Raw genomic sequence first — 22,387 nt, 5'->3', positions numbered from 1 at the left:
TTACAAATTAATCGCTATTGTAGACAACTGGCGTATATAAACGAAAGCCTTATGTCAAATTAAGATTAACCATAACCACTAAGCTTGTGCAGCTAATTATACTAATTATAAAAGATCATCACGTTGTCTAATTAAAGCCCGTGGCGACTTCACTACCCACATGGTTAGGAGAGATGAAAGCAATAAGGTAACCGACATCAAGATATAAGAGGCTCCGAAACCATTGGTTACGCCATTAAGATAGCCAACGATGTAAGCGCCGCCAAAGGAGCCTAGGGCTCCCATACTATTGATCAAGCCCAGCGCACCACCAACTACGTTTTTAGGAAGAATATCTGTAATTGCTGCGAAAAATGGCCCGTAAGGAGCATACATAGCGCCGCCGGCCAATACAAGCAAGCTGAATGACAACCAAAAGTTACCGGTACCTATTAAGTAGGAGCCGTAAAAGGCGAGGGCTCCGACCAGCAAAAAAGGCCAGATGAATATTTTTCTGTTCAAGGTTTTATCAGATGCGTAGGACGCAACGAGCATGGTTATAATAGCCAATATGTAAGGAACAGCAGCTAACCATCCCGTGATAACGATATCCATATCCGGGGCCGCCTTAATAATCGACGGCAACCACATGACAAAGCCATACAGACCCATACTCCAAAACAGGTATTGCAGACACAAGAGGATCACGGTTTTTGATTTAAATGCCACAGCATAGTTTTTTACGGGTTTAATCTGTTGTTGCTCTTCCTGTAATTGTTTTTCTACCACTTCCCGTTCCTGAGGGCTTAACCAAGCTGCTTCGCTCGGTTTTTCATCGATTAAGCGCCACCAGATAAATGCCCAAACCACGGCTGGAAGTCCTTGAATAATAAACATCCAACGCCAACCCAACGCATGGATCAGATAGCCTGATAACACCGACATCCATAATACCGTTGCCGGATTACCCAAAATTAAAAAGGTATTGGCTCTGGAGCGTTCCGTTTTCGTGAACCATTGGCTTAGCAGGATGAGCATAGCGGGCATTACGGCACTTTCTACTACACCTAACATAAAACGGATAACAATCAGCATATTGACATTGCTCACCATACCGGTAGCAGCGGCTAGCGCACCCCATAATATTAACGACCAAAAAATTAACTTCTTGGCGCTCTTATGCGCTGCATAATGGGCGCCGGGTATCTGGAAGAAAAAATAACCCAGAAAAAAAAGTGACCCTAACAGCGATGAAATAGCAGGAGTGATATTTAAATCTTCTGCCATACCTCCCGCTGCAGCAAAACCAAAATTTGCGCGGTCTAAATAGGCGAGGCTATAGGTAATAAAAACTATGGGTATAATACGGTACCAGCGCGATGGCGCTATTTTCTGCTGCATATTTTTGCGGGTTAAGGGGTATTCATTGGATCTTAACTGCCTGCCTGGCCAGTAAACGCCATTGGTCGTCCTGTAACTGCCAAACCTGAAGAACCTTTAAGCTAACTGTACCGGGCTCTTTTCCTTCATCGTGTGTATGCGCAAAAAACTGGTGCCGCACAATAGCGGTATGGCCCTCCACGTCAACGCTTTGATCGCTTAACTCAATACTGTTGAACTTAAATTTGCCATCCACCATAGAAGCAATACAGGTTGCTCGATCTTCTATCAATCCATTGGAATGCCCATAGGTGAGTGCCTGTGCCGTTAAGGCTTCAAATTTTGCTTGATCTGGTTGTAACATCGTCTGCCTAAAAGATTCGACAGCTTCTTCAACGGCCTCTATTTGCCCGGAGGCACCTGCCGGAGACTCATTACAACTGAAACTGAGTATAGCAATGATCATCATAGGCATTAACCTTAAACTTTTATATATCATAAAAAACTGATTTTAAATATTATATATTAATTATTTTTAGTAAAAATCACGATTTTTCAGGTAGGCATCAAGTTCTTCCCTTGACATGGGTAACTCTTCTCCCGGTAAATCGGCTAACCATTGAATGAAATCGTTTTTGATGTCGTCGGTCCACTTACTATCAATCTGACCGGAAAGGTATTTTTTCTCCCGTAAGCGCTGGGCGCCAAAAGCATCTCTCAACATCGTAAATTCCGAACTGAGCACCAGCTCTTCGACAAGGTGAGATGGTATGAAGATGGTACCGTACTTATTGGCCAATACCGCGTCACCTGGAAGGACCGTCGCACGACCGATTCGGATCGGCGCATTGATTGTGGTGAGCGTCATTTCCATAATGTAGGAGGGATCCTGACCTTTCGCCCACACATTGAAGCCTTCAATCTGGCTCAGTCCATCCATATCTCTAACGGACCCCCAAAAGATCACACCATTCTTTGAATTGGTATAAATGGTATTGCCCAGCATATCACCAATCAGTGTGCCATCAACAATCTTACCGTAGCTGTCGGCTACATACACGTCATTGGATGTCAGGACATCTATGGGCCAGGTATTATTGCCGCCTTGTGTCGACCGACCCTCTTTTAGACCTTGAGCCTTGATCTGCTCAAGTAAATCTGGCCTTGCTGGCATATATTGCGCCGTGACCGCCCTCCCCACCATTACTTGGTCTGGATACATGATCAGTTCCCAGTTGGATTCAAACTGATTGTTATATTTTTGGCTTCGGAGATAACCCCAAGCTTGTTCCATGGATATTTTTTTCAGCCTTTCCAGCAGATTGTCCGGAATTTTCGGACGGCCATCGGGCAATCGTTCACCCTTCCATTGGGGGGTAAGCGCTTTGATATATTCGACAGATGAGCCTACCTGTTGGCTTTTCACACCTTGTACGGCCACTAAAAATAATAATAGGGTAGCAATTGCTTTCATCATCATAACATTTTTATTTTATTCAAAAACAAGAACCGGAATCCAGGTAGTATCCGCTAATAGATAAGGATTTCCTGCTCTTCGATTTTATACTGAAAAGGTTTAACTAGCTGCATGGCATCTAATAATTGTTTGATATCTTCACCTGCGATATTTGCGGTGTACCGATACTGCCTGATCTTTGGATCGCTTATCCGAATATTAACATTATACCAGCGTTCCAACTTAGGTAGCAGTTCTTCCATGCGCTCGTTCTTAAAAATGAGCTTATTCTCAATCCAGGAAGTCTCTTGTATGTATTCCTGATCTTTCATCTGAACTTTGGATAAGTTACTTAATGTAAAAACTAAACTACCTTCACCTTTTTTATTAGGTTTAATGACTTGATCATTATGTAGTACCTCGACTTTTTCGGATGGCTTTAACTGTATCTTTTCTTTTGGACGGTCTTTTATCGCGAGTTCAATAGCCCCACTAATAAGTGTAGCCTCCGTCTGCTGATCGTTTGGATAGGCCTTCACGTTAAATGCTGTTCCCAATACACTGATTGCAAGTTTGTCTGTCTTGATGATAAAGGGTTTGTGTTTATTTTTCGTTACATCGAAATAGGCTTCACCTGTTAAATTTACCAGTCGCTCGCCCTCTTTTTCAAAATCATTATACGACAATCTGCTATCCGCATTTAACCAGACCGCAGTTCCGTCGGGCAAATGCAACTTTTTGCGTACACCTTTTTCAGCAATAATTTCCGTGAAAGCATCTGAAGCACTTTCCGTTAAAAAAAGCTTCCAGAAAATACCCGTCAACACCAAACAGAGTAGGCAGGCAGCGAGCCCATACGCAAAGGTGTTTTTCTTCTCTGCCGAATCAAAATCCAGTTGCTCTCCGAACCTTTTCTTATGCCGCTGATAGGCCAGAGAAGCATCAGAAGACTGATCTTCTTTATGATGCCATAGTTCGCTGACAAATTCTTCATAATAGATCGCCTCAGGATTCTCTGCCAGTAATTTCGATAGCTCTTCCTGTTCCCTGTCGCTAATCTCACCCGCCATCTTACGGGTCAGCAGTATTATTATTCTGTTGTTATTCATATTATTCAGAGGCATCTTCTTATCCTGACGACGGTCCCTACTATAAAGACAGGAAATTACGGTAAATTCCCTAAAGTATATTTTATTTTTTGTTAGCTCCACGTCCGATCATGCGACCGCTGATCGTCCCATTGAGGTGTTGGTTCGAAATAGGATTGATCCTTTTCAATAAGATGTTCTTTGACCACATCATCGTTTAATTCTACGCCGAGCCCCGGTGCTGTCATTGGCACGTTGGCATAACCCTTTTCTATTAGTTTTCTGCCATCAGTGGTTTTAACCAGGTCTTCCCACCAAGGTACATCTACCGAATGATGCTCCAAGGATAAAAAGTTTTCGGTGGCGGCGGCGCAATGTACATTGGCCATGAAGGAAATGGGTGTGCCGGCTTGATGCATGGCCATACCTATTCCAAACTCTTCGGCATAGTCACCAATCCTTTTTGTTTCCAGCAGTCCTCCTGATGAAGCTAAATCCGGATGCACCAAATCGACCGCCCGATTGTGGATCAGGTCTTTAAAATTGCGTAGCAGGTAAATATCTTCGCCGGTAATGGTAGGTGTCTCAATAGCCTCGGTAATTGTCTTCCATTGTTCGGTGTATTGCCAGGGCACCACATCTTCAAACCAGGCTAACCTGTATTTATCCAGGACTTTGCCCAATCTTATGCCGTTGTTCAAATCAAAATGACCATAGTGGTCTGTAGAAATAGGAATATCATAACCCACCATATTCCGTACATTTTCCACAATTTGTGCGAGCTCCTCCAACCCTTTATCCGTAATTTGTATTTGCGTAAAGGGATGCATACGATTGGCATAGGACATGTAGTCATTGTCTCCCCATTGTGCCAATCGCCCCTCTAAGTTTTCCCAAGCCTTACTATTAACCACGGTTCCCGGCTTGCCCCTAAGCTCGCCAATCGATACATCCATCTTCAACCAGGTATAGCCTTGATCCTGAATACGGTACTGAATGAGTTTCTGCTGTTCTTCTACAGATTTAGATTCAGGGGTATCTGCATATAGGCGTACTTTATCGCGATACAACCCACCTAATAGTTGCCAAGCAGGCACATTATAAGCCTTTCCACAGATATCCCATAGCGCCATTTCAACGGCACATACACCGCCTGCTTGTCTTGAATCTCCTCCAAACTGCTTAATCATTTTAAATATTCTCTCGACATTACATGGGTTTTCCCCAAGAATTCTGCTTTTGAGGAACAAGGCATACCGCTCATCGGCTCCATCACGCACTTCGCCTAAACCGTAGATACCTTGATTGGTATCGATACGGATAATAGGTGTACGTCCCATTACGCGGGTCACACAGTAGCGCATATCGGTAATTTTGAGATCTGATGGGGCAGAAAGCCTGTTTACGCGTGATGTGCTATGTGCCAAGGTGTCTTCAAAAGGCAGACTTACCAGCCCCCCGAATGTGAGTCCTCCCATCGCCATTTTTTTTAGAAAATCCCGGCGCGGCTCACCGGTGCTTAGTTGCTCACAGGCTATAGCAGCCTCTTGCCGTTGTTTTTGTTCGGCAGTACGTGTTTGTTCTTTAATTACCTGAATGATATTTTTCATCTTAATCAATTTTTAGTAAATTTTTATCTGCTCGTTGTGCATAAAAGCGTTTATTCGGGGCTATCCCAAAAAAGACGGGTTCCCAAACTGTTTCCACCCATTCTACCGATTGCTTCCTGGACATGGGTAGCATTTACAGAGACCTCCCTCAACGGGTACACCAACCGTCTAATGAAACCACCGGCGGCAGGAACAGAAGGATCCTGGGAAGGAAAATTCACCGGTCTCAATTCCGGATATCCTGTTCTCCGAAAATTTGCCCAGGCTTCCGACCAGTTGCGGAACGAGCTCACCCAATACTGCGTATTGATCTGCTGGAGTGCCTGCTCCTGACTAAAGGCTATTTCGGCTTCCTGCAAATAGGCTTGCTTTTCCTCAGCACTGATATTGACCGTATTACCATACAATGGTGTCTGCTCCATATGTGCCTCTATACCACTTTCATAATAGCTCTGTGCATTGCCGATGCTCAGGTATCCCCGAACGATTGCTTCGGCCAGCAACAACTGCGTCTGTGAAAAAGTAACCATAAACTCCGGTGCATTAACACGCATAACGGTAGCACGGTTAAATTGCGAGTAACGCCATGCGGCACCTATCTTCCCCGGATAATCCGGCGCGCGTTCAATCGAACTTTCATCATAACCATAGGGCATTCCCTGTTGGTCTTCCGGGTTGATATTGGCCGCACCTGCCGTGGCCAGGGGATTAGCGGGGATTTCGTACTTCACGGCTATGTAGCGCAGTCTAGGATCGTTATTGTTTTTAAGAAAATCTACAAAAGGGGCACTGACATAATAGTTGGCACGTTCACCCCCCAAGAGTGGATTGGAGGTGCTATTGGTATAAGTGTCGTTAAATTGAATATAGGCATTGTCGTCATTAGATTGCATCACACCCCCGCGGGCGGGATCAACAGCGATACTTACGAGCGTTTGCGCTTTTGTTTCATCAAGTTTGGTAAAACGCATGGCAATCCGCAGCAGCAGCGAATTTCCCAAACGTTTCCAGCGATCAACCGTACCTTCATAAAACAAATCTGCCGCACCAATACCCGCTTGGTTGGGATCAAGGGCATCGGTAGCTTCCGTATATTCCCGGATGATCGCCTCGTAAATATCAGCCGCCGGATCGTATTTTGGCAAGTAATCGGCTTGCATAAAACCTAAACCAGCTTCACTATAAGGTACATCACCGTAAGTATCTACTAATAGTTGAAAACAGTAAGCTTTCCAGATGCGCGCCATTTGGTAGAGATTGTTTTGCTCTGGGATACCTGCTGTTTTGTCCATTACCTCTACGAGGTAGCGAATCGGACCGGTATAAAGTGTATTGAACGCCTCAGCCGCATGCTGGTCGTTAATGATATTCCGGTTTCCGGCGGCTAACAGTCCGCCATATGGCGTATTTATCTGTTGTACAATTTCGCCTTGATAATGGTATGTAGCGATAGCGGATAGTCGCTGGGCATTGGAAAACAGATAGGAGGGGTCAAGTTCATTGGCCAATGATGGATTAATATTGATCTCCTCAAAATCTCGATCGCAGGCGCTATACGTACATAGTACAATAACGGCCAAAAAACATCTGTAGATTTTTTTCATAACTGGCATACTATTAAAAATTAACATTGAGGTTTAAGCCGTATGTCCGCGTTGTGGGTAAAGCATGGGCCTCTAAGCCCGCGCTTAAATCCGACGCCGAATACTGCGTCTCTGGATCCAGGTTGTCGACCTGTTTTCGGATAATGAACGGATTGTTAACAAACAGGTTGGCATTGATGGATTTGATGAAGGTCTGGCGGAAAAACCTGCTCAGATCATAGCCTAAAGAAAGCGTGCGCGCGCGGATAAAACCGGCATCATAAATAAAGGGGGTTGCAATATTCCCGGAGCGGTATTGACTATAAAACAATTCTGCTTCAACAGGAGTGGCATTTGGTGAGCCGTCGCTATTTACGCCATCAAACACTACACCGCCTTCCCGACCAACCAAACTATTCTGATGTAGGCCATGTCGGGTCCAGTTGAAGTTGGAATTGGAGATCATTTTATGTCCTCCCTTGAAATCGATCTGCGCAAAGAAACGGATGCCTTTATAGGTAATCGTATTGAGCCATCCACCGGTATGAAGCGGTACTGCGCTACCGTAAGTGACGATATTTCCCGGAAGAAAAAGGCCGTTTGACGTAATAATCTCTCCGTTTTCATTACGGAGATAATCGACACCACGCAGGGAGGCCATGGGTAGGCCGACCTCATGCGAAACCACACCGATATATTCACCGGTACCGACATCAAATCGGCTTTGATTATCGGCCAGTTGCAGTACCTTGCTTCTATTATAGGCGTAATTGAACACCGATTCCCACTTTATATGTTCCTTTCTAATGGGCTCTACTGTAATTGACGCTTCGATGCCTCTATTTCGCAATCTGCCTACATTGACAAGTGTTTGTTCATAACCTGAAGCATTGGAAATATCAACGTTTAAGATTTCGTCCACCGTCAATTTATTATAGGCAGCCACATCAACCGATAAACGGTTATCAAATAGTTTAAAGTCGATACCAAATTCTGTTTCTTTTACGGTAAGTGGTCTTAAATTGGCGTTAGGACTAATATTGGATGTAATGATTCCTAAGGGAATCCCGTTGAATAAGTTGTTTTCGATATTGTAGTACAGGGTGTTAGTATAGGGGTTGGTATCACCACCCACCTCCGCATAAGAAGCCCGCAATTTACCGAAGTCCAACCATGATGGTTTAGACGTCCATATTTGACTGAATACAAAACTGGTGCTGGCAGAAGGGTAGAAGGCGCTATTGGATGCGGGATTTAAGGTAGAAAACCAGTCATTTCTGCCAGTCAAGTTCAAAAACAGGAATTCGTCAAAAGAAAAGTCTATAGTGCCAAATACTGCGTTTACCCTCTTATGCGATAAGGTGTAGATGGGATTTTTTATTTGGCCATTATCGACTGTGTATAAGTCGCGTATGAAAAAATTCGTTACCGAGGTACCCATACCTTCAGATTTTTGATCCATTGAATTCATCCCAAAAGTGGCATCGATACCCCATAATCCGATCTGCTGATTGGTACCCACCAAGAGATCGATGTTCCGTTCGCGGAAGGTGGCGGTATTCTGAAAATAGTTTCCGTTGAAACCGGTGGGTGCTACAGGTAACATTGCTGTTCCGCTAGGTCGATTGGCGTGCCGTACATTGGTGAAATAGTCTTGACCGATACGTCCTTGTGCCCATAACCATGGTGCAAATTGGTAGCGTAGGGAAACATTCCCGAAGAGCCGATCACGCTTTTGCGTTTCAAAACGTTCATTGATAGACCAATAGGGATTCGTGCGATCCGTAAACCGGGAAAGTCCGATTTCATCACCCGTTTCTGCATCTTTATAGGCATTCTCCAGCCATTGTAGATCAATACTATTGGCCAAGGTATAAAGGGTTTGATTAACATTGAAAGCTTGCTGGTTCACTACCGGTGGGTTGTCATTGAACTCATTGGAATAATTGGCGTTAACCTGTACCGATAAGTCTTTGCTCAAATTGTAATTAAGACCAACATTGAATATTTTTTTATTATAATTGGAATTGGGAACAATGCTATTGGCGGAGGTATTGGCAAAGGATACACGAAAATTACCTTTTTCATTTGCTCCTGATACGGCAAGTGAATTGGTAAATGTTCTCCCGAGATCGTAAAAATCCCGGACACGATTTCTGTAAGGTAGGTAGGGGCGTTCCACACCGTCATGTTGCATGATAGGTAAGCCATCGAAACGCGGTCCGAAACTCCATACACCGGTTCGCCTGGCATCGGCCAATGTTTCATTCCGAATACCATATTCACCCTGCCCGTATTCGTATTGAAAGTCCGTATAATCCAGGGCCTGATCTGCCTGGAAACTTGAACTGTAGCTGATGCCTAAACCGCTTTCCAATTCACTCCCAGCCTTGGTTGTGATAATAATGGCACCATCTTTTGCGCGGAAACCGTACAGTGCTGCAGCCGCCGCCCCCTTTAGCACGGTAAGGGAAGCAATGTCGTCCGGATTGATACTTTGTAAGCCATCGCCCAAATCGGTATTTACTTCCCCATCATTGCCGGCGCTGGCATCATTTGCACCGCCCTGCGGCGCGTTGTTGATCGGCACACCATTGACCACAATTAAGGGAGAATTATTCCCTCCAAAAGAGGACTGGCCTCTTAAACGAATTTTGGAAGAACCGCCCGGACCGGTTGGAGATGGCGACACGTTTAAGCCAGCAACCTTTCCGCTCAGGTTGTTTCCGAAATTTGTCATTCGGTTTTCAATCAGCTGATCTGGATTTACTGCCGAGGCGGAATAACCCAGCTTTTTATTTTCCCTTTTGATCCCCATGGCGGTCACTACTACTTCACCTAGTTGCTGCGCATCCTCTTGCAATACCACATCCAAGCGGTTTTCGTCCGAAACCGTTATCTCCTGCGATAAATAGCCTAGATAGGTAAAGATAAGCGTAGCATTGGCAGGTATCTCCAGACTATAAGAGCCATCTGCAGCCGTTCGTGTACCTTTCCCCTGCATGCCTTTGATAAGCACACTTGCACCGGCTATGGCTTGACCATCAGCGCTTTTAACCAATCCACTGATAGTTCGTGACTGTTGTTGGGATTTGTCGCGCACGACAATCAAATCGTCTTTTAGCTCTTTGTACTCCAAGCCTGTATCAACTAATAAACGGGCGAGCACCTCAAGCACAGGTATACCTTTGGCATCGATGCTTACCGGGATATGCAAGGCGGTACTTTCCTCACTGTACATCAGCCTGATTTTGCCTTTTTTTTCCAATATGGGAAGTACATTTTTGAGTGCGACATTTTGCACTGAAAGATCGATTTTCTCTCCCCGGTCAACTGATGTTGATGAAGTACTGAATGAGCAAAGAATAAGAAGCGCCAAAGCGCAGAGAGGTAGTAACCGTTTCGTTCCGGTAAGAATATAAACAAAAGGCCTCCCTTTAAGAACCCTTTCGTTTAGTTCTTTATTTTTCATAGTTTTGTTCATAATTGTAAAAAATCTAAGGATTAGTATTACACTAATTCAAGGAAGCAAATGAGAGGTGTTGGCGCACTTCTCATTTTTTCTATTTATGTTGCTCTCATAATGAAATCGTTTATAATGTTAACAATACATTTTATCGCTTAAGGCATAATGCTTTCCTACTAAAAGACGCAGCTTTGGAAAACGGTTTTATTGGTTCTGTTTTATCAGCATCTATTATAAAAGACAACTTATTTTTAAAATTTCCCTAAAAAAAAATAATTTTATAAAAACGGGCAGGTTTCTGGTAGTCGAAGGTCTTTGGAAACAGTAGGAACAGGTGATGGTGACAATATAACTTTGTCGAAAAGCTAAGCAAATCTAAATTCGGCTTTTAGGAGGTGGCTTAGTTTTTTCATCGCGTTTACTAAATGCGCATCAACCGTTTTTGTAGAGACTCCCAATAGTTCTGCGACTTCCTTATACGAAAAGCCTTCTTCTTTTACAAGTTGGAAAATGAGTTTACATTGTTTGGGTAGTTTGGCTATGGATTGTTCCAGTTTGATTTTCATTTCTCCATGAATAAATATCGCTTCCGGACTGGGACTATATAATTGAATATCCATATCTACATCGTCCAGTGATAAAACTTCCTTTCCCGTTTGTTGTTTTAAGCTATTGAACGATCTATTCTTTGCCGCGATAAAAGCATAATGCTTGACATTTTTTACGTCCATCAGTTGCTTACGCTTATCCCATAATATAAATAATACATCACTGGCAACCTCTTCGGCAAGCTCGGCCGACTTCAAGATACTGTAGGAAAATTTCCTGAGGGGTTCAAACAACTCCTTAAATAGTTCAACGTAAGCTAATTCGGCATTATTAATTGCCATCTGACGGACCAAAACGGTCAAATCACGTGTTTTCTTGGTCATGGTTATATAATTGGAGAAGTCAAACTTAGATAAATTTCCGCTATAAAAAAAAAAATCTAAGGCAGAGGAGAGGATAATTTGCCAACGTTGTCCTTATGGGTGAATAGTTAAAAAAGATTTAGAATAAATTTTTTTAATAAGAGACAACCGGGTTCAGATCAGCTAGCAGACATTAATAATAAAACATTTGGAAGTACAAATTTTATTCCAGTACTTAGTGTGTACGTTACCGTAAATTATAAACCTGTAGTAAAATGGGTATTACATTACACTTATCAATTTAGAAAATTTGTTGCTTATGCATAAGGTAATTACACTGTATCTATTCCTTACAGCTATTATTTCAACAGACGCCTTTGCCCAATCGTCAATTGCGCGCCGGAAGCAATTTTTAGCCGATACCAAAGAAATCATAATCAAACAGCGGTTCCGTGAGAATACGCGCCGGGTATCTGTGCAAGACAGCACCTGGGACGATTGGCTGAAAAGAACAGGCGAGCTCCCGCCGGATTTTGATCAGATGCCTTCCATACCGCTACTTCCAGATCCTTTGATTACCACCGATAGCGGTAAAATGAAACCAATAAAAACGAACGAGGAGTGGCAACGTAAAAGGGAATGGATTAAAGCAGAATATCAGCAATGGATCTCGGGACATATGCCTCCTGCCCCTAAAGATGTCAGGGCGGATATTTTGTCGGACAAAGTGGAGGAGGGTACGCGTATACAGACGATAGAGCTTCATTTTGGGCCTCAGAATCGGGCAAAAATGACTATAGAATTAATAATTCCAACTAGCAAAAAACCTGCTCCCGTATTTCTTACACAGTGGAACCACCGCGATTGGGCACAGCTTGCGGTGAAAAGGGGATATATTGCCTGCGTGTATGCGGCAGCGGATATAAAGGATGATACTGATCCCTACCAGTCGTTATACCCTGATTATGATTTTAGTTCACTTATGCGCAGAGCTTGGGGCGCCTCCAGAGTGGTAGACTATTTATTAAAACGCGAAGAGGTAAATGATGAGCAAATAGCCATTACCGGGCATTCGCGCAATGGGAAACAATCACTATGGGCGGCTGCATTTGATGAGCGGATAGCGGCTGTTGTTTCCAGCAGTTCGAGCACAGGGGGAGATGCGCCCTGGCGATACGGAGACCCTCAGTATGCCAGTGAAACACTGGATTATGTAACGGCGTGGAACGGGCATTGGTTTCATCCCAGATTGCGTTTCTTCTTCGGCAGGGAAGATCGGTTGCCGGTGGATCAAAACGCATTGGGGGCCTTAATCGCTCCCAGACCGCTGCTCTACCATTATTCCATTGTTGAGCGTGGACTAAATTCCTGGGCCAATGAACAGAACTATTATGCGGTTAAACAGGTATATGACTTTCTGCAGAAACCAGAAAACATTGGTGTGCTTACCAGAATGGGTGAGCATCCGGTTGCGGCAAGGGACGTGGAACGGACGCTGGACTTCTTAGATATTCATTTTAATAGGCTGGATGATAAATGGATTAACCATTTATACTACACGTATAGTTTCGATGAATGGGAAGCGTATCACCCAAATGATAAGGCAATTGCCGCTACACTACCGTCTGTTACGCTCAAAAAGGATTATACGGATACGTTGTCATTTCATAAAGATCGAACGGCTATTATTGAAAAACTGAATTGGCTTCTGGGCGATGAACCAACAGGTTTGAAGGCCGTTAATGTAGGTGCCTGGGATAACCCAAGACAAGACTGGATTGAAAAAATCAACCCACGCCCGAAGGTGAAGGGAGCAAAGGCTATATATTTAGGCCCCTATACAGCAATTGGTGATCATATAGGTGGCGTTTTATACTGCCCTGTTGACACATCTGATCAGCTTAAAACGAGAACAAATGGTAAATTACCGGTTATTATTTACGCGCATCAATACGCACACTCTACCGGTTTTTCTAAAGGATATGACAAAGATGGGCGGGCAGGCACCGCTGAATTGTTTCAAGAATTGACAAAGATGGGCTTTGCCGTTCTGGCCATAGATATGTTTGGCTTTGGGACACGTATTGAAGAGGCCAAAAATTTTTACAAACGGCACCCTACATGGTCAAAAATGGGAAAGATGATCAGGGATTTAAGGGGATGTATCGATGCAGTGGAACAGTTGGATTACCTGGATAATGAACATATATATCTTTTAGGAAATACGATAGGGGGCAGTGTATCGTTAATGACGGCTGCCTTGGACGATCGTGTTGCAGGCCTGGCAACCGTGGCTGCCTTTTCTCCCTGGAGAACTTCAAACGATCAATATGAATCAATAAGGATATATGCGCATCTGCATGGGTTTATACCTAGGTTGGGTTTTTTTGTAGATTCTCCACGGAACACCCCCATTGATTTTGGTGAAATTATAGCTGCAGCGGCCCCTAAACCGATGAAAATAATTGCTCCAGAACTCGACCGCCATACAGATATCCCTGCTTTGCAAGATATGATAAGTGCTGTGAGTGGCGTTTATGAGCTCTATGGAAAAAGGAAGGAGTTGGTATTGACTTATCCGCGTGAAATTAACCGGATGACCGTAGAAATGTATCAGGAGCTTGCTGATTTTTTTGATGGCTTATATCAGGATGGTAATCAAAAAGGACACTGAATCTATAAAATAATCGGTACATAGCCTTGATTCAATAGCCTAATGATAAATTAATAGACAGATTTTTTATCTTTGGGTAAAACATCTAAAATATGAACAACATCGCATTTCTCTTGGCTCGGTTGGCGATAGCAGGCAGTATGTTCGGACATGGACTGGTGCGCTTGCCGAAACTGCAGACTTTTAGTGAGGGAATGGTGGCTGATTTTAAAGATGCCGCTCTGCCGATAAGCCTTGTTTCTGCTTTTAGTTATATTATCCCGATCGCAGAGTTTGTAATTGGTCTTTTATTACTGCTAGGCTTATTTACCCGAGTGGCATTAATTGCCGGCGGTATCTTGATGCTTTTCTTAATTATGGGAACTTCGGCCATTGAAAACTGGGGCGCACTTCCGTCGCAACTGATTCATGTTGCTTTCTTTGCTGTATTGCTAAACCATGTGCAAAGTAACTATTTAGCTGTAGATAATCTCCTGAATAAAGGATAGTGTTAATCGATCTGTAACAGATCTTTATAGATAGCGTAGTTCTCTTCGTCAAAGCAAACGAAAATTACCTTTTCTATTTTATCGGTTGCGTCTAAAAAATCTTCTACCGTTTTAATCGCGATTTGAGCTGCGTGCTCTTTCGGAAAATGGTAAACTCCAGTGCTTATATTGGGAAAAGCAATGGTCTTGACGTCATGCGCTATAGCCAGTTCAAGGCTGGCTTCATAAGCTGATGAGAGTAAAATTTCTTCCTTGTCCTTTCCGCCATGCCAAACGGGTCCAACCGCATGGATGATATATTGAGCTGGCAAATCACCTCCATGGGTAATGACTGCTTCTCCGACCTTACAACCTCCCTGTTTTTCGTTAATCTTACGGCATTCTTCTAAAATACGCTTACCTCCCGCTCGATGAATAGCGCCATCTACACCATCACCGCCCAACAAAGAGGTGTTGGCCGCATTTACAATAGCATCTGCCTGCACTTTTGTAATGTCTCCCTTAACTAGCTCCACCATAGTAATCCTTTTTTTAACCTAAACTGTTTAACCCGATATATTGTTTGTGTCGAAAGTGTTTAATACGGTCTCATCAGTGTTATCTTGTAGAACAAAGAAAAGCGATAAATTTGGTAAGAGTAAAGCGATAATATTTTACCTTTGGCTTCGCAAAAATAATATAACAAATGACACCGGAAGAGATAAAAACATACTTTGACGATAACCCTCCGCCCTTTGAAGTGGAATGGAAACCTTGGGCTAAAATTATCAATTCGAAGAAATTTCTAGAAGCATGTTTTAACGGTATTCAACAATATAAAGGCAATTACACGAATTGTCCGGATTATTGGCATCTACTGGCGTTCTATCAGGATATTATCGGTAATAATGCCGATAATTCATGATATCGGCAATAATACCGATATGTTTTCACGCACCGATATGTAAATATTATTTAATCATTGGCTAATTGAGCAGAACTGACTCCACTTTTTCTGTTCTATATTTACCGCCACGAATATGTGCGATACTGGATGATTAAACTACATCTTGTTTAACTTACATGATGGTGTCGCTAAAGCTGCCTGTATAGCAAGCAACTGGTGTGACTGTTTTGTCATTTAACCAATTATTTATATACCAATTAATTTAATATTATGATGAACCGAAAAATCCTTATCGGCGGCGCGGTCTATTTATTAACGGCATTGGCCAACCCCTCCGTTCAAGCCGAAGGTTCCTTGAACACAATCAGTAATTATTCCCTGAAACAGTTTCCGACAAGTCTTCGGCAAGAGCTTATCGTTAAAGGAACCGTACGTGACCAAGACGGTAGTATACTACCTGGTGTATCCGTCACAGCCAAAGGAAATGAGACTTTAGGAACAATGAGTGACGACAATGGCAATTTCTTGCTCGAAGTTCCGGATGCAAACACTATTCTGGTATTCAGATATGTAGGCTATCGAGCAAATGAGGTTACAGCTGCGGAAAGATTGGAAGTGACCTTAACCATTGACGACAATCTCTTGGACGAGGTGGTTGTTGTGGGGTATGGAACCCAGAGACGACGGGATATCACAGGAGCTGTTGCCACCGTGTCTAGTCAAGACTACCAGAGCACAGCTATTACGAATGTTGGTCAGGCGCTGCAGGGAAGAACCGCAGGGGTACAGGTCGCAATGCCTTCTGGTCGACCAGGAAACGCCGCACAGGTGCGGGTACGCGGCGTTGGTACACTCGGCAACAGCAACCCAATTTACGTAATCGATGGACAGATTACAGAAGGTGGTATCACACATCTTAACCCAGATGATATCGAAAATATGTCAATATTGAAGGATGCTGCAGCATCGGCAATCTATGGGTCAAGAGCAGCTAATGGCGTGGTGATGATTACCACGAAACGTGGAAAGGCCGGAGCTGCTCAAGTTTCCTTCAATGCTTATTATGGTTTGCAGCAGATCAGCAATTATCCCGATATGCTTGATGCCCAAGGTTTCGCAACACTGCAGAACGAAGCTAGGGAAAATGCAGAATTAAATCCCCATTGGGAAGATCCCGCTTCCCTGGGAGTGGGGCATGATCGGCTGGCCATGATTTTTCGCACGGCACCAATGCAGAATTACCATACTTCAATAAGCGGTGGGAGTGAGCGTTCTCAATATGCCGCAAGTTTGGGGTTTATGAATCAGGAAGGCATAGGTGTGGGGTCTGACTACAAACGATATTCTGCCAGCTTCAATTCAGACCACCAAATAACTAAGATCTTTAATTTTGGCAATAGCTTAATGTTGACCCGAGGCGACCGAAGGGATGGTATTTGGCGAGAATCGCTCGTGAATTCAATTAGATACTCTCCTACAATACCGAAATACTTTGAAGATGGAAGCTACGCTTATGCCACACGGCCCGGCGAACAAGTTGGTTACCTTTCACCATTACCTTTATCCACTATTTTTGATGATGATGAGTCCATTTATCGTGTTTTAGGAAATGTTTATGCAGAATTCGTTTTTAATGATTACTTGAAGTTCAAGAGCACGCTTGGTATTGATTATCAGGTCACCAACTCCATGAACTTTGACCCAACTTATGCCTTCGGTACGCGCACAAATACCATCAATAGACTTTGGAAAGGTAATGACTTTTCCCGCACTTGGTTGAATGAAAATACGTTAAGCTATGATCGTACATTTCAGGAAAAGCATGAGCTATCCGCGCTAGTTGGACTTACGGCACAAGAAAATTATACCGAATATTTTTCTGCCGAACGTAGGAATCTGCCCAACAACGACCTACGTGCACTCAACGCCGCAAGCACTAATGACCTGGCACGGGGCGGGGGTTCCGATTGGTCATTACTTTCGTTTCTGGCGAGGGTAAATTATATTTATAATGATAAATACTTGTTCTCAGCAAACTTTAGGGCTGATGGTTCATCTAGGTTTGGACCGGATAATCGATACGGTTATTTTCCTTCGTTCTCTGCAGGATGGCGGATCAAGAATGAAGCATTTATGCAAGACCTCACATTTATTGATGATATGAAAATACGTGCAAGTTGGGGGCAGCTGGGTAATCAGGAAATTGGTTTATACTCCTATGCCAACGTTGTCGATCTTGCACAGAATTATGTTTTTGGACAAGAACAGGGAATAGCCAGTGGAGCGGCACCAATAACCTTAGGTAATAGAAATGTACGCTGGGAAACGACTCAAATGAGTAATATTGGTATAGACTTCACCTTATTCAACGGCAAATTGGATGTGGTGACGGAGTATTTCATTAAAGACACAAAGGACATGCTCTTGCAGACACCGGTACCATTGAGTACCGGCATTGCTGAGGCACCTTACCGGAATGTAGGAAAAATCCGTAATCAGGGCTTTGAACTGAGCCTGATTCATCGGGGAGAGGTAGGAGAGTTGCAATACCAAATCGGTGGGAACCTATCGACATTAAAAAATCGTGTCATTGAATTGGCAGGTCTTCCAGTCATCGATGGGCAATTCCGATCAGTAGAAGGTCGATCCATACGATCAATATTCGGTTTTATTCATGATGGTATTTTTCAAACACAGGAAGAAGTGGATGGAGCTGCTACGCAACCTGGAGCGGCTCCCGGAGATATCCGTTGGCGTGATCTTAATGGCGACGGTGTAATTAATGATGCTGATCGTGACTTTATCGGAAATACGATACCTACGCTTAATTATGGCTTTAATGCCAGCCTGAATTATAAAGGTTTCGACATGAATATCTTCTTTCAAGGTGTATCGGGAAATGATATTTACCTAGGCGGTTTTGGACGTGGCTTCATGCATAACTTCGATAATAGTGTGGCAGAATATTTAGGTAGATGGACCGGCCCCGGAACATCGGATTATCTCCCTAGAATGGTGTGGGGAGATCCGGCCAGTAATGGAAGAACATCTAACTTTCACGTATTCAGCGGAAGTTATCTACGCTTGAGAAATGCGCAATTAGGTTACACCCTTTCTAACAAAGTATTTGGCCTTAATCGCTTGAGGCTGTACGTAAGTGGCGAGAATTTACTGACCTTCACAAAGTATCCTTGGTTTGATCCGGAGGTTGTAGATGGGACAGACAACAATTTCGAAGAGGACATGACATATCCACTTGCCAGAACGTTTATGTTCGGCGTAAATGTCACTTTTTAAGCTAATATCCATTAATTGAAAAAAAAATGAAAGCATTTATCAAAAATATTTTATTCCTAGTAACTGTTTTTGGCCTAACAAATTGTTCAAACTTCCTCGACAAAGAACCGTTGGAGGCACTGGTCGATGAAAATTTTTACCAAACGGAAGAAGATGCATTGAGAGCTATCAATGCGACTTATGCGCCTCTGGCTAGTGGAGCTGGTCCGCTGATGGTAAATCGAATTGGCGACAGGATGGCAGGAGATACACAAACAGCAGAAACGGATGATCCATTGTCGCTTTTTACGATTTTACCTAACAATGAGACGGCAACAGCCTCTTGGCAAAATGCATATGCGGGTATTCTTCGGGCAAATCTAGCCATAAATAGGTTGGCGGATGCTGAACTCGACGAAGAATTAAAAAGTCGGCTACTCGGCGAAGCTCACTTTTTGAGAGGTTTGTACTACCACTACCTGGCGATCATTTTCGGTGAAGTTCCATTGATTTTAACCCCTTCAACAGATACTGATGATTATCTGGTAAGTCGCACACCGATCGACGAAATCTACCGACAGATTGAACAGGATTTGGCATTTGCGGAAGAGCAATTACCGACAAATTACACTGGAGCAGACGTTGGTCGAGCTACCCGGGGAGCGGCTAAGGCGTATTTGGCCAAAGTACATTTATATCAGGAAAAATGGGAAGAAGCCGCGGCTAAGGCGGCCGAAGTAACCGATAATGCGGCGTCTTTTGGCTATCGCTTGATGGATGATTATTTCCATGCTTTTGAACTCGAAAACGATAACAGTCCGGAATCGATATTTGAAGTGCAATATGCCTCTTTTTTAGGTGGCTTGGGTTCTATCTTAAATGATTACGACGCGCCCCGGGCATCAGGTTTTTCGCCCGACGGTGGCTATGGTCAAGGAACAGTCAGGAGAGCATTCGTTGAACATTTTGCGGAAGGGGATCCACGATTGGGTTTCAGTGTTTTTATGGAAGGAGATGTCTTTCAGGGTATTACCTACAACCCTGCCTTCACGCCAACAGGATTTAGTACAAAAAAATATATTGTTGGAAGAGGTCCGAACATTGAGCCCAGTAATAGCCCTAAGAATTTCATCATGATGCGGTACGCTGAATTATTACTTATTAGAGCGGAGGCACTGAATGAAGTAGGAAGTACAGCAGAAGCAGTAGTATATGTCAATCAGATAAGACAACGACCAAGCGTTAATATGCCTACAATTGCCACGGGAATTTCTCAAAATGCGCTACGCGAAGCAATTAAACTGGAACGTCACTCGGAACTGGGGCTTGAAGGACATTTTTTCTTTGACTTAGTACGTTGGGGCGATGCGGAATCTTATTTGTACGGTATTGGAAGAACTAATTTTAGACCGGGCGTACATGAACGGCTTCCAATCCCACAAGCAGAAATGGATCTTAATCCAAACCTGACACAAAATCCCGGATACTGATAATTGGGACAACAAATAAGTAAGTGGATGGTGCAGATATTGCCGGACCATCCACTCACTTATACCAGACAGCAGAGCAATCAAAATTTTACCATAGCTTTTATGACAGCGGAAGCAGGATCTAGCCAAGATGGGAAAACTTGTTCTACGTCTTCGAATCCCACCTGATGCGTAATATAATGTGTTGGTAGAATATACTGCCGCTGCATACAGCTTATCACATAGTCAAAATCTGTTCGGGTAGCATTTCTGCTGCTCATTAAAGTTGCTTCCCTCTTATGGAATTCAGGGTGGCTAAAATTGATGAATTCCTTTTGTAATCCGATGAGCACATATCGGCCGCCGTGGGCTATATACTGAAAGGCATTGTTAATAGCTTGCAGGTTTCCGGTACAGTCTATAACTACTGTAGGCATATTGCCAGATGTTATTTTTTCCAGCTTTTCGATAGGGGATGCCTCAAGCGGATTAATGGTATGGGAAATAGCCAGTTTGTCCTTGCAGAAGGCCAAGCGTTGATTGTTGATATCCATGGCAACGACTTCAGCACCGGCAATTCGGGCAATTTCCATTACGCCTAAACCAATCGGACCCGCACCAATCACCAATACATGTTCACCCGATTTTATGGCAGCTCTACGAATACCGTGTGCACCTATAGCTAAAGGTTCAATCAGCATTAGTTCGTTGAACGAAAGTGATGCGCCCTTAACAATAGCAGGATTTGGAACACAAATATATTCCTGCATGCCACCGTCACAATGTACACCAATGACTTGCATATCAACGCAGCAATTTGTTTTTCCATTACGACAGGCAATGCAGTTATCGCAGTGCAAGTATGGAATAACAGTTACTCGTTCACCTATTGTGAAACCGCTTCCTTTTTCAGTTTCGGCGATCTCGGCAGCAATTTCATGTCCGAGTATACGTGGATATTCAAAATAGGGCTGTATACCTTCAAAAGCATGCAAGTCTGTACCGCATATACCAATACTTTTTATTTTTAAAATGGAATGGTCGGGTTTAAGACTTGGCTTTTGGGAGTGTGTGAGCTTGAGCTGCCCGGGTTGCACGCACGAAATACTTATCATAATGTGCAAAATACGCTTATTCCATCAATATAAAGCTTATGTTGTTTAACCACCTTTTAAGGAATTTTAACATAAAATTGCTTTTCCAAGGTTTTTTTTGAAAATTGCTTTTAACTTATTGATATTCCGGGCTCCAAATGAAAGCAAAGCAATTGATTGTGCCGCATAATGCATCCAGTTCTTTTAGCATACGCAAAGAGCAGTTACCCAATATAAATAATAAGTGGCACTGCCATGTAGAAATGGAGTTGATCCATTTCCATAGAGGCTCGGGCACGCAGTTTGTGGGTGATCATGTGAAACGATTTTCTGCTGGTGATGTGGTGCTTGTTGGAACTAATTTGCCTCACTATTGGCGCTTTGACCAAGAAACGATAAGCAATAACCCAAAACCGTATTCAACAGTTCTACATTTCAATGAAGATTTTATCGGAGATCGCTGGAAAATCGCACCGGAGTCAAAAATGATTCAATCTCTCTTTAGAAAAGCCGATCAAGGCGTTTTGATTACCGGTAAAAGTGCTGCCAAGGTAGCAGAACATCTGGAAGCTATTTATGAGGCTGAAAGTTTTCAGCGTATTCTATGTTTATTGCAATGCCTGCACGAGATTTCATTGATGAAAGAGTTAAAACTACTTTCCTCCCTAGGTTTTGAATATAAAAACACCCGGGTTGAAACGAATAGGTTAAATGACATTTATACCTTTACGCTAAACAATTTCCGTAATAAAATCAGTTTGGAAGATATCGCGGCAGTGGCCGACTTAGTGCCCAGTTCTTTTTGCAGGTATTTTAAACATCATTCAGGAAAGACATATACGCAGTTTCTACAGGATATCAGAATAGGTTATGCCTGTAAACTCCTGTTGGAAGATAAAAACAGTCTGAAGCAAATCTGTTATGACAGCGGCTTTTCTAATTATACTTCCTTTCACGAAATTTTTAAAAGCGTAACCGGTAAAACTCCCCGGGAATATAAAGCGCAACATCAAGCCCTTTAATTTTA

Annotated in this window: 16 protein-coding genes; 6 read left to right on the top strand and 10 right to left on the bottom strand. The window is 43.2% G+C overall.

The features are described from left to right. Positions 1–105 precede the first annotated feature (105 nt). From H8S90_RS18045 to H8S90_RS18010, 8 genes are all read right to left on the bottom strand, one after another. Positions 106–1,380, bottom strand: a complete 1,275-nt coding sequence (locus H8S90_RS18045) for an MFS transporter (RefSeq protein WP_187339244.1) — start codon at positions 1,378–1,380, stop codon at positions 106–108. 22 nt (positions 1,381–1,402) lie between these two features. Continuing rightward, positions 1,403–1,858, bottom strand: coding sequence for a nuclear transport factor 2 family protein (locus H8S90_RS18040; RefSeq protein WP_187339243.1), 456 nt, complete (start codon positions 1,856–1,858; stop codon positions 1,403–1,405). Between the two features lie 36 nt (positions 1,859–1,894). Further along, positions 1,895–2,839 (bottom strand): RraA family protein, encoded by a 945-nt coding sequence (locus tag H8S90_RS18035; RefSeq protein WP_255501650.1) that lies wholly within the window; start codon positions 2,837–2,839, stop codon positions 1,895–1,897. Positions 2,840–2,889: 50 nt separating this feature from the next. Beyond that, a complete protein-coding gene (locus H8S90_RS18030) occupies positions 2,890–3,924 on the bottom strand; it encodes a FecR family protein (protein WP_187339242.1) in 1,035 nt (344 codons plus the stop codon). Between the two features lie 92 nt (positions 3,925–4,016). Beyond that, entirely contained in the window at positions 4,017–5,513 is a 1,497-nt protein-coding gene (locus H8S90_RS18025; RefSeq protein ID WP_187339241.1) for a mandelate racemase/muconate lactonizing enzyme family protein, read from the bottom strand. 50 nt (positions 5,514–5,563) lie between these two features. Next, a complete protein-coding gene (locus tag H8S90_RS18020; RefSeq protein WP_187339240.1) occupies positions 5,564–7,117 on the bottom strand; it encodes a SusD/RagB family nutrient-binding outer membrane lipoprotein in 1,554 nt (517 codons plus the stop codon). Between the two features lie 13 nt (positions 7,118–7,130). Then, complete coding sequence (locus tag H8S90_RS18015; protein ID WP_187339239.1) at positions 7,131–10,568, bottom strand: SusC/RagA family TonB-linked outer membrane protein; 3,438 nt, start codon at positions 10,566–10,568, stop codon at positions 7,131–7,133. A 359-nt stretch (positions 10,569–10,927) separates the two neighbouring features. Further along, the gene (locus H8S90_RS18010) at positions 10,928–11,494 is read right to left on the bottom strand and encodes an RNA polymerase sigma factor (protein WP_187339238.1); all 567 of its coding nucleotides are present in this window, start codon (positions 11,492–11,494) and stop codon (positions 10,928–10,930) included. Positions 11,495–11,792: 298 nt separating this feature from the next. Here H8S90_RS18010 and H8S90_RS18005 point away from each other — a divergent pair, with 298 nt between their 5' ends. Further along, positions 11,793–14,147, top strand: a complete 2,355-nt coding sequence (locus H8S90_RS18005; RefSeq protein ID WP_255501649.1) for an alpha/beta fold hydrolase — start codon at positions 11,793–11,795, stop codon at positions 14,145–14,147. A gap of 92 nt (positions 14,148–14,239) precedes the next feature. Beyond that, positions 14,240–14,635, top strand: a complete 396-nt coding sequence (locus H8S90_RS18000) for a DoxX family membrane protein (protein ID WP_187339236.1) — start codon at positions 14,240–14,242, stop codon at positions 14,633–14,635. A 2-nt stretch (positions 14,636–14,637) separates the two neighbouring features. Here H8S90_RS18000 and H8S90_RS17995 read toward each other — a convergent pair whose 3' ends face one another. Then, positions 14,638–15,153 (bottom strand): O-acetyl-ADP-ribose deacetylase, encoded by a 516-nt coding sequence (locus tag H8S90_RS17995; protein ID WP_187339235.1) that lies wholly within the window; start codon positions 15,151–15,153, stop codon positions 14,638–14,640. Between the two features lie 167 nt (positions 15,154–15,320). On the opposite strand from H8S90_RS17995, the gene H8S90_RS17990 reads away from it, so the two are divergent. The 3 genes from H8S90_RS17990 to H8S90_RS17980 all read left to right on the top strand — a co-directional run bounded on the left by H8S90_RS17990 (position 15,321) and on the right by H8S90_RS17980 (position 20,287). Next, on the top strand, positions 15,321–15,539 hold the full coding sequence (locus H8S90_RS17990; RefSeq protein ID WP_187339234.1) for a hypothetical protein: 219 nt from the start codon (positions 15,321–15,323) through the stop codon (positions 15,537–15,539). Between the two features lie 252 nt (positions 15,540–15,791). Next, positions 15,792–18,818 (top strand): TonB-dependent receptor, encoded by a 3,027-nt coding sequence (locus H8S90_RS17985; RefSeq protein WP_187339233.1) that lies wholly within the window; start codon positions 15,792–15,794, stop codon positions 18,816–18,818. A gap of 26 nt (positions 18,819–18,844) precedes the next feature. Beyond that, entirely contained in the window at positions 18,845–20,287 is a 1,443-nt protein-coding gene (locus tag H8S90_RS17980; RefSeq protein WP_187339232.1) for a RagB/SusD family nutrient uptake outer membrane protein, read from the top strand. A gap of 80 nt (positions 20,288–20,367) precedes the next feature. Here the strand turns inward: H8S90_RS17980 and H8S90_RS17975 are convergent, their stop codons facing one another. Then, positions 20,368–21,381: a zinc-binding alcohol dehydrogenase family protein gene (locus H8S90_RS17975; protein WP_187339231.1), complete on the bottom strand. Its 1,014-nt coding sequence runs from the start codon at positions 21,379–21,381 to the stop codon at positions 20,368–20,370. Positions 21,382–21,518: 137 nt separating this feature from the next. On the opposite strand from H8S90_RS17975, the gene H8S90_RS17970 reads away from it, so the two are divergent. Beyond that, positions 21,519–22,382 carry an AraC family transcriptional regulator gene (locus tag H8S90_RS17970; protein WP_187339230.1) on the top strand — a complete coding sequence of 288 codons (864 nt, stop codon included), beginning with the start codon at positions 21,519–21,521 and terminating at the stop codon, positions 22,380–22,382. Positions 22,383–22,387 lie beyond the last annotated feature (5 nt).

This window comes from Olivibacter sp. SDN3, from assembly GCF_014334135.1.
Lineage (GTDB): Bacteria > Bacteroidota > Bacteroidia > Sphingobacteriales > Sphingobacteriaceae > Olivibacter.
The sequence above is the reverse complement of the archived record's forward strand: the minus strand, read 5'-3'. Positions and strand labels throughout refer to the sequence as shown.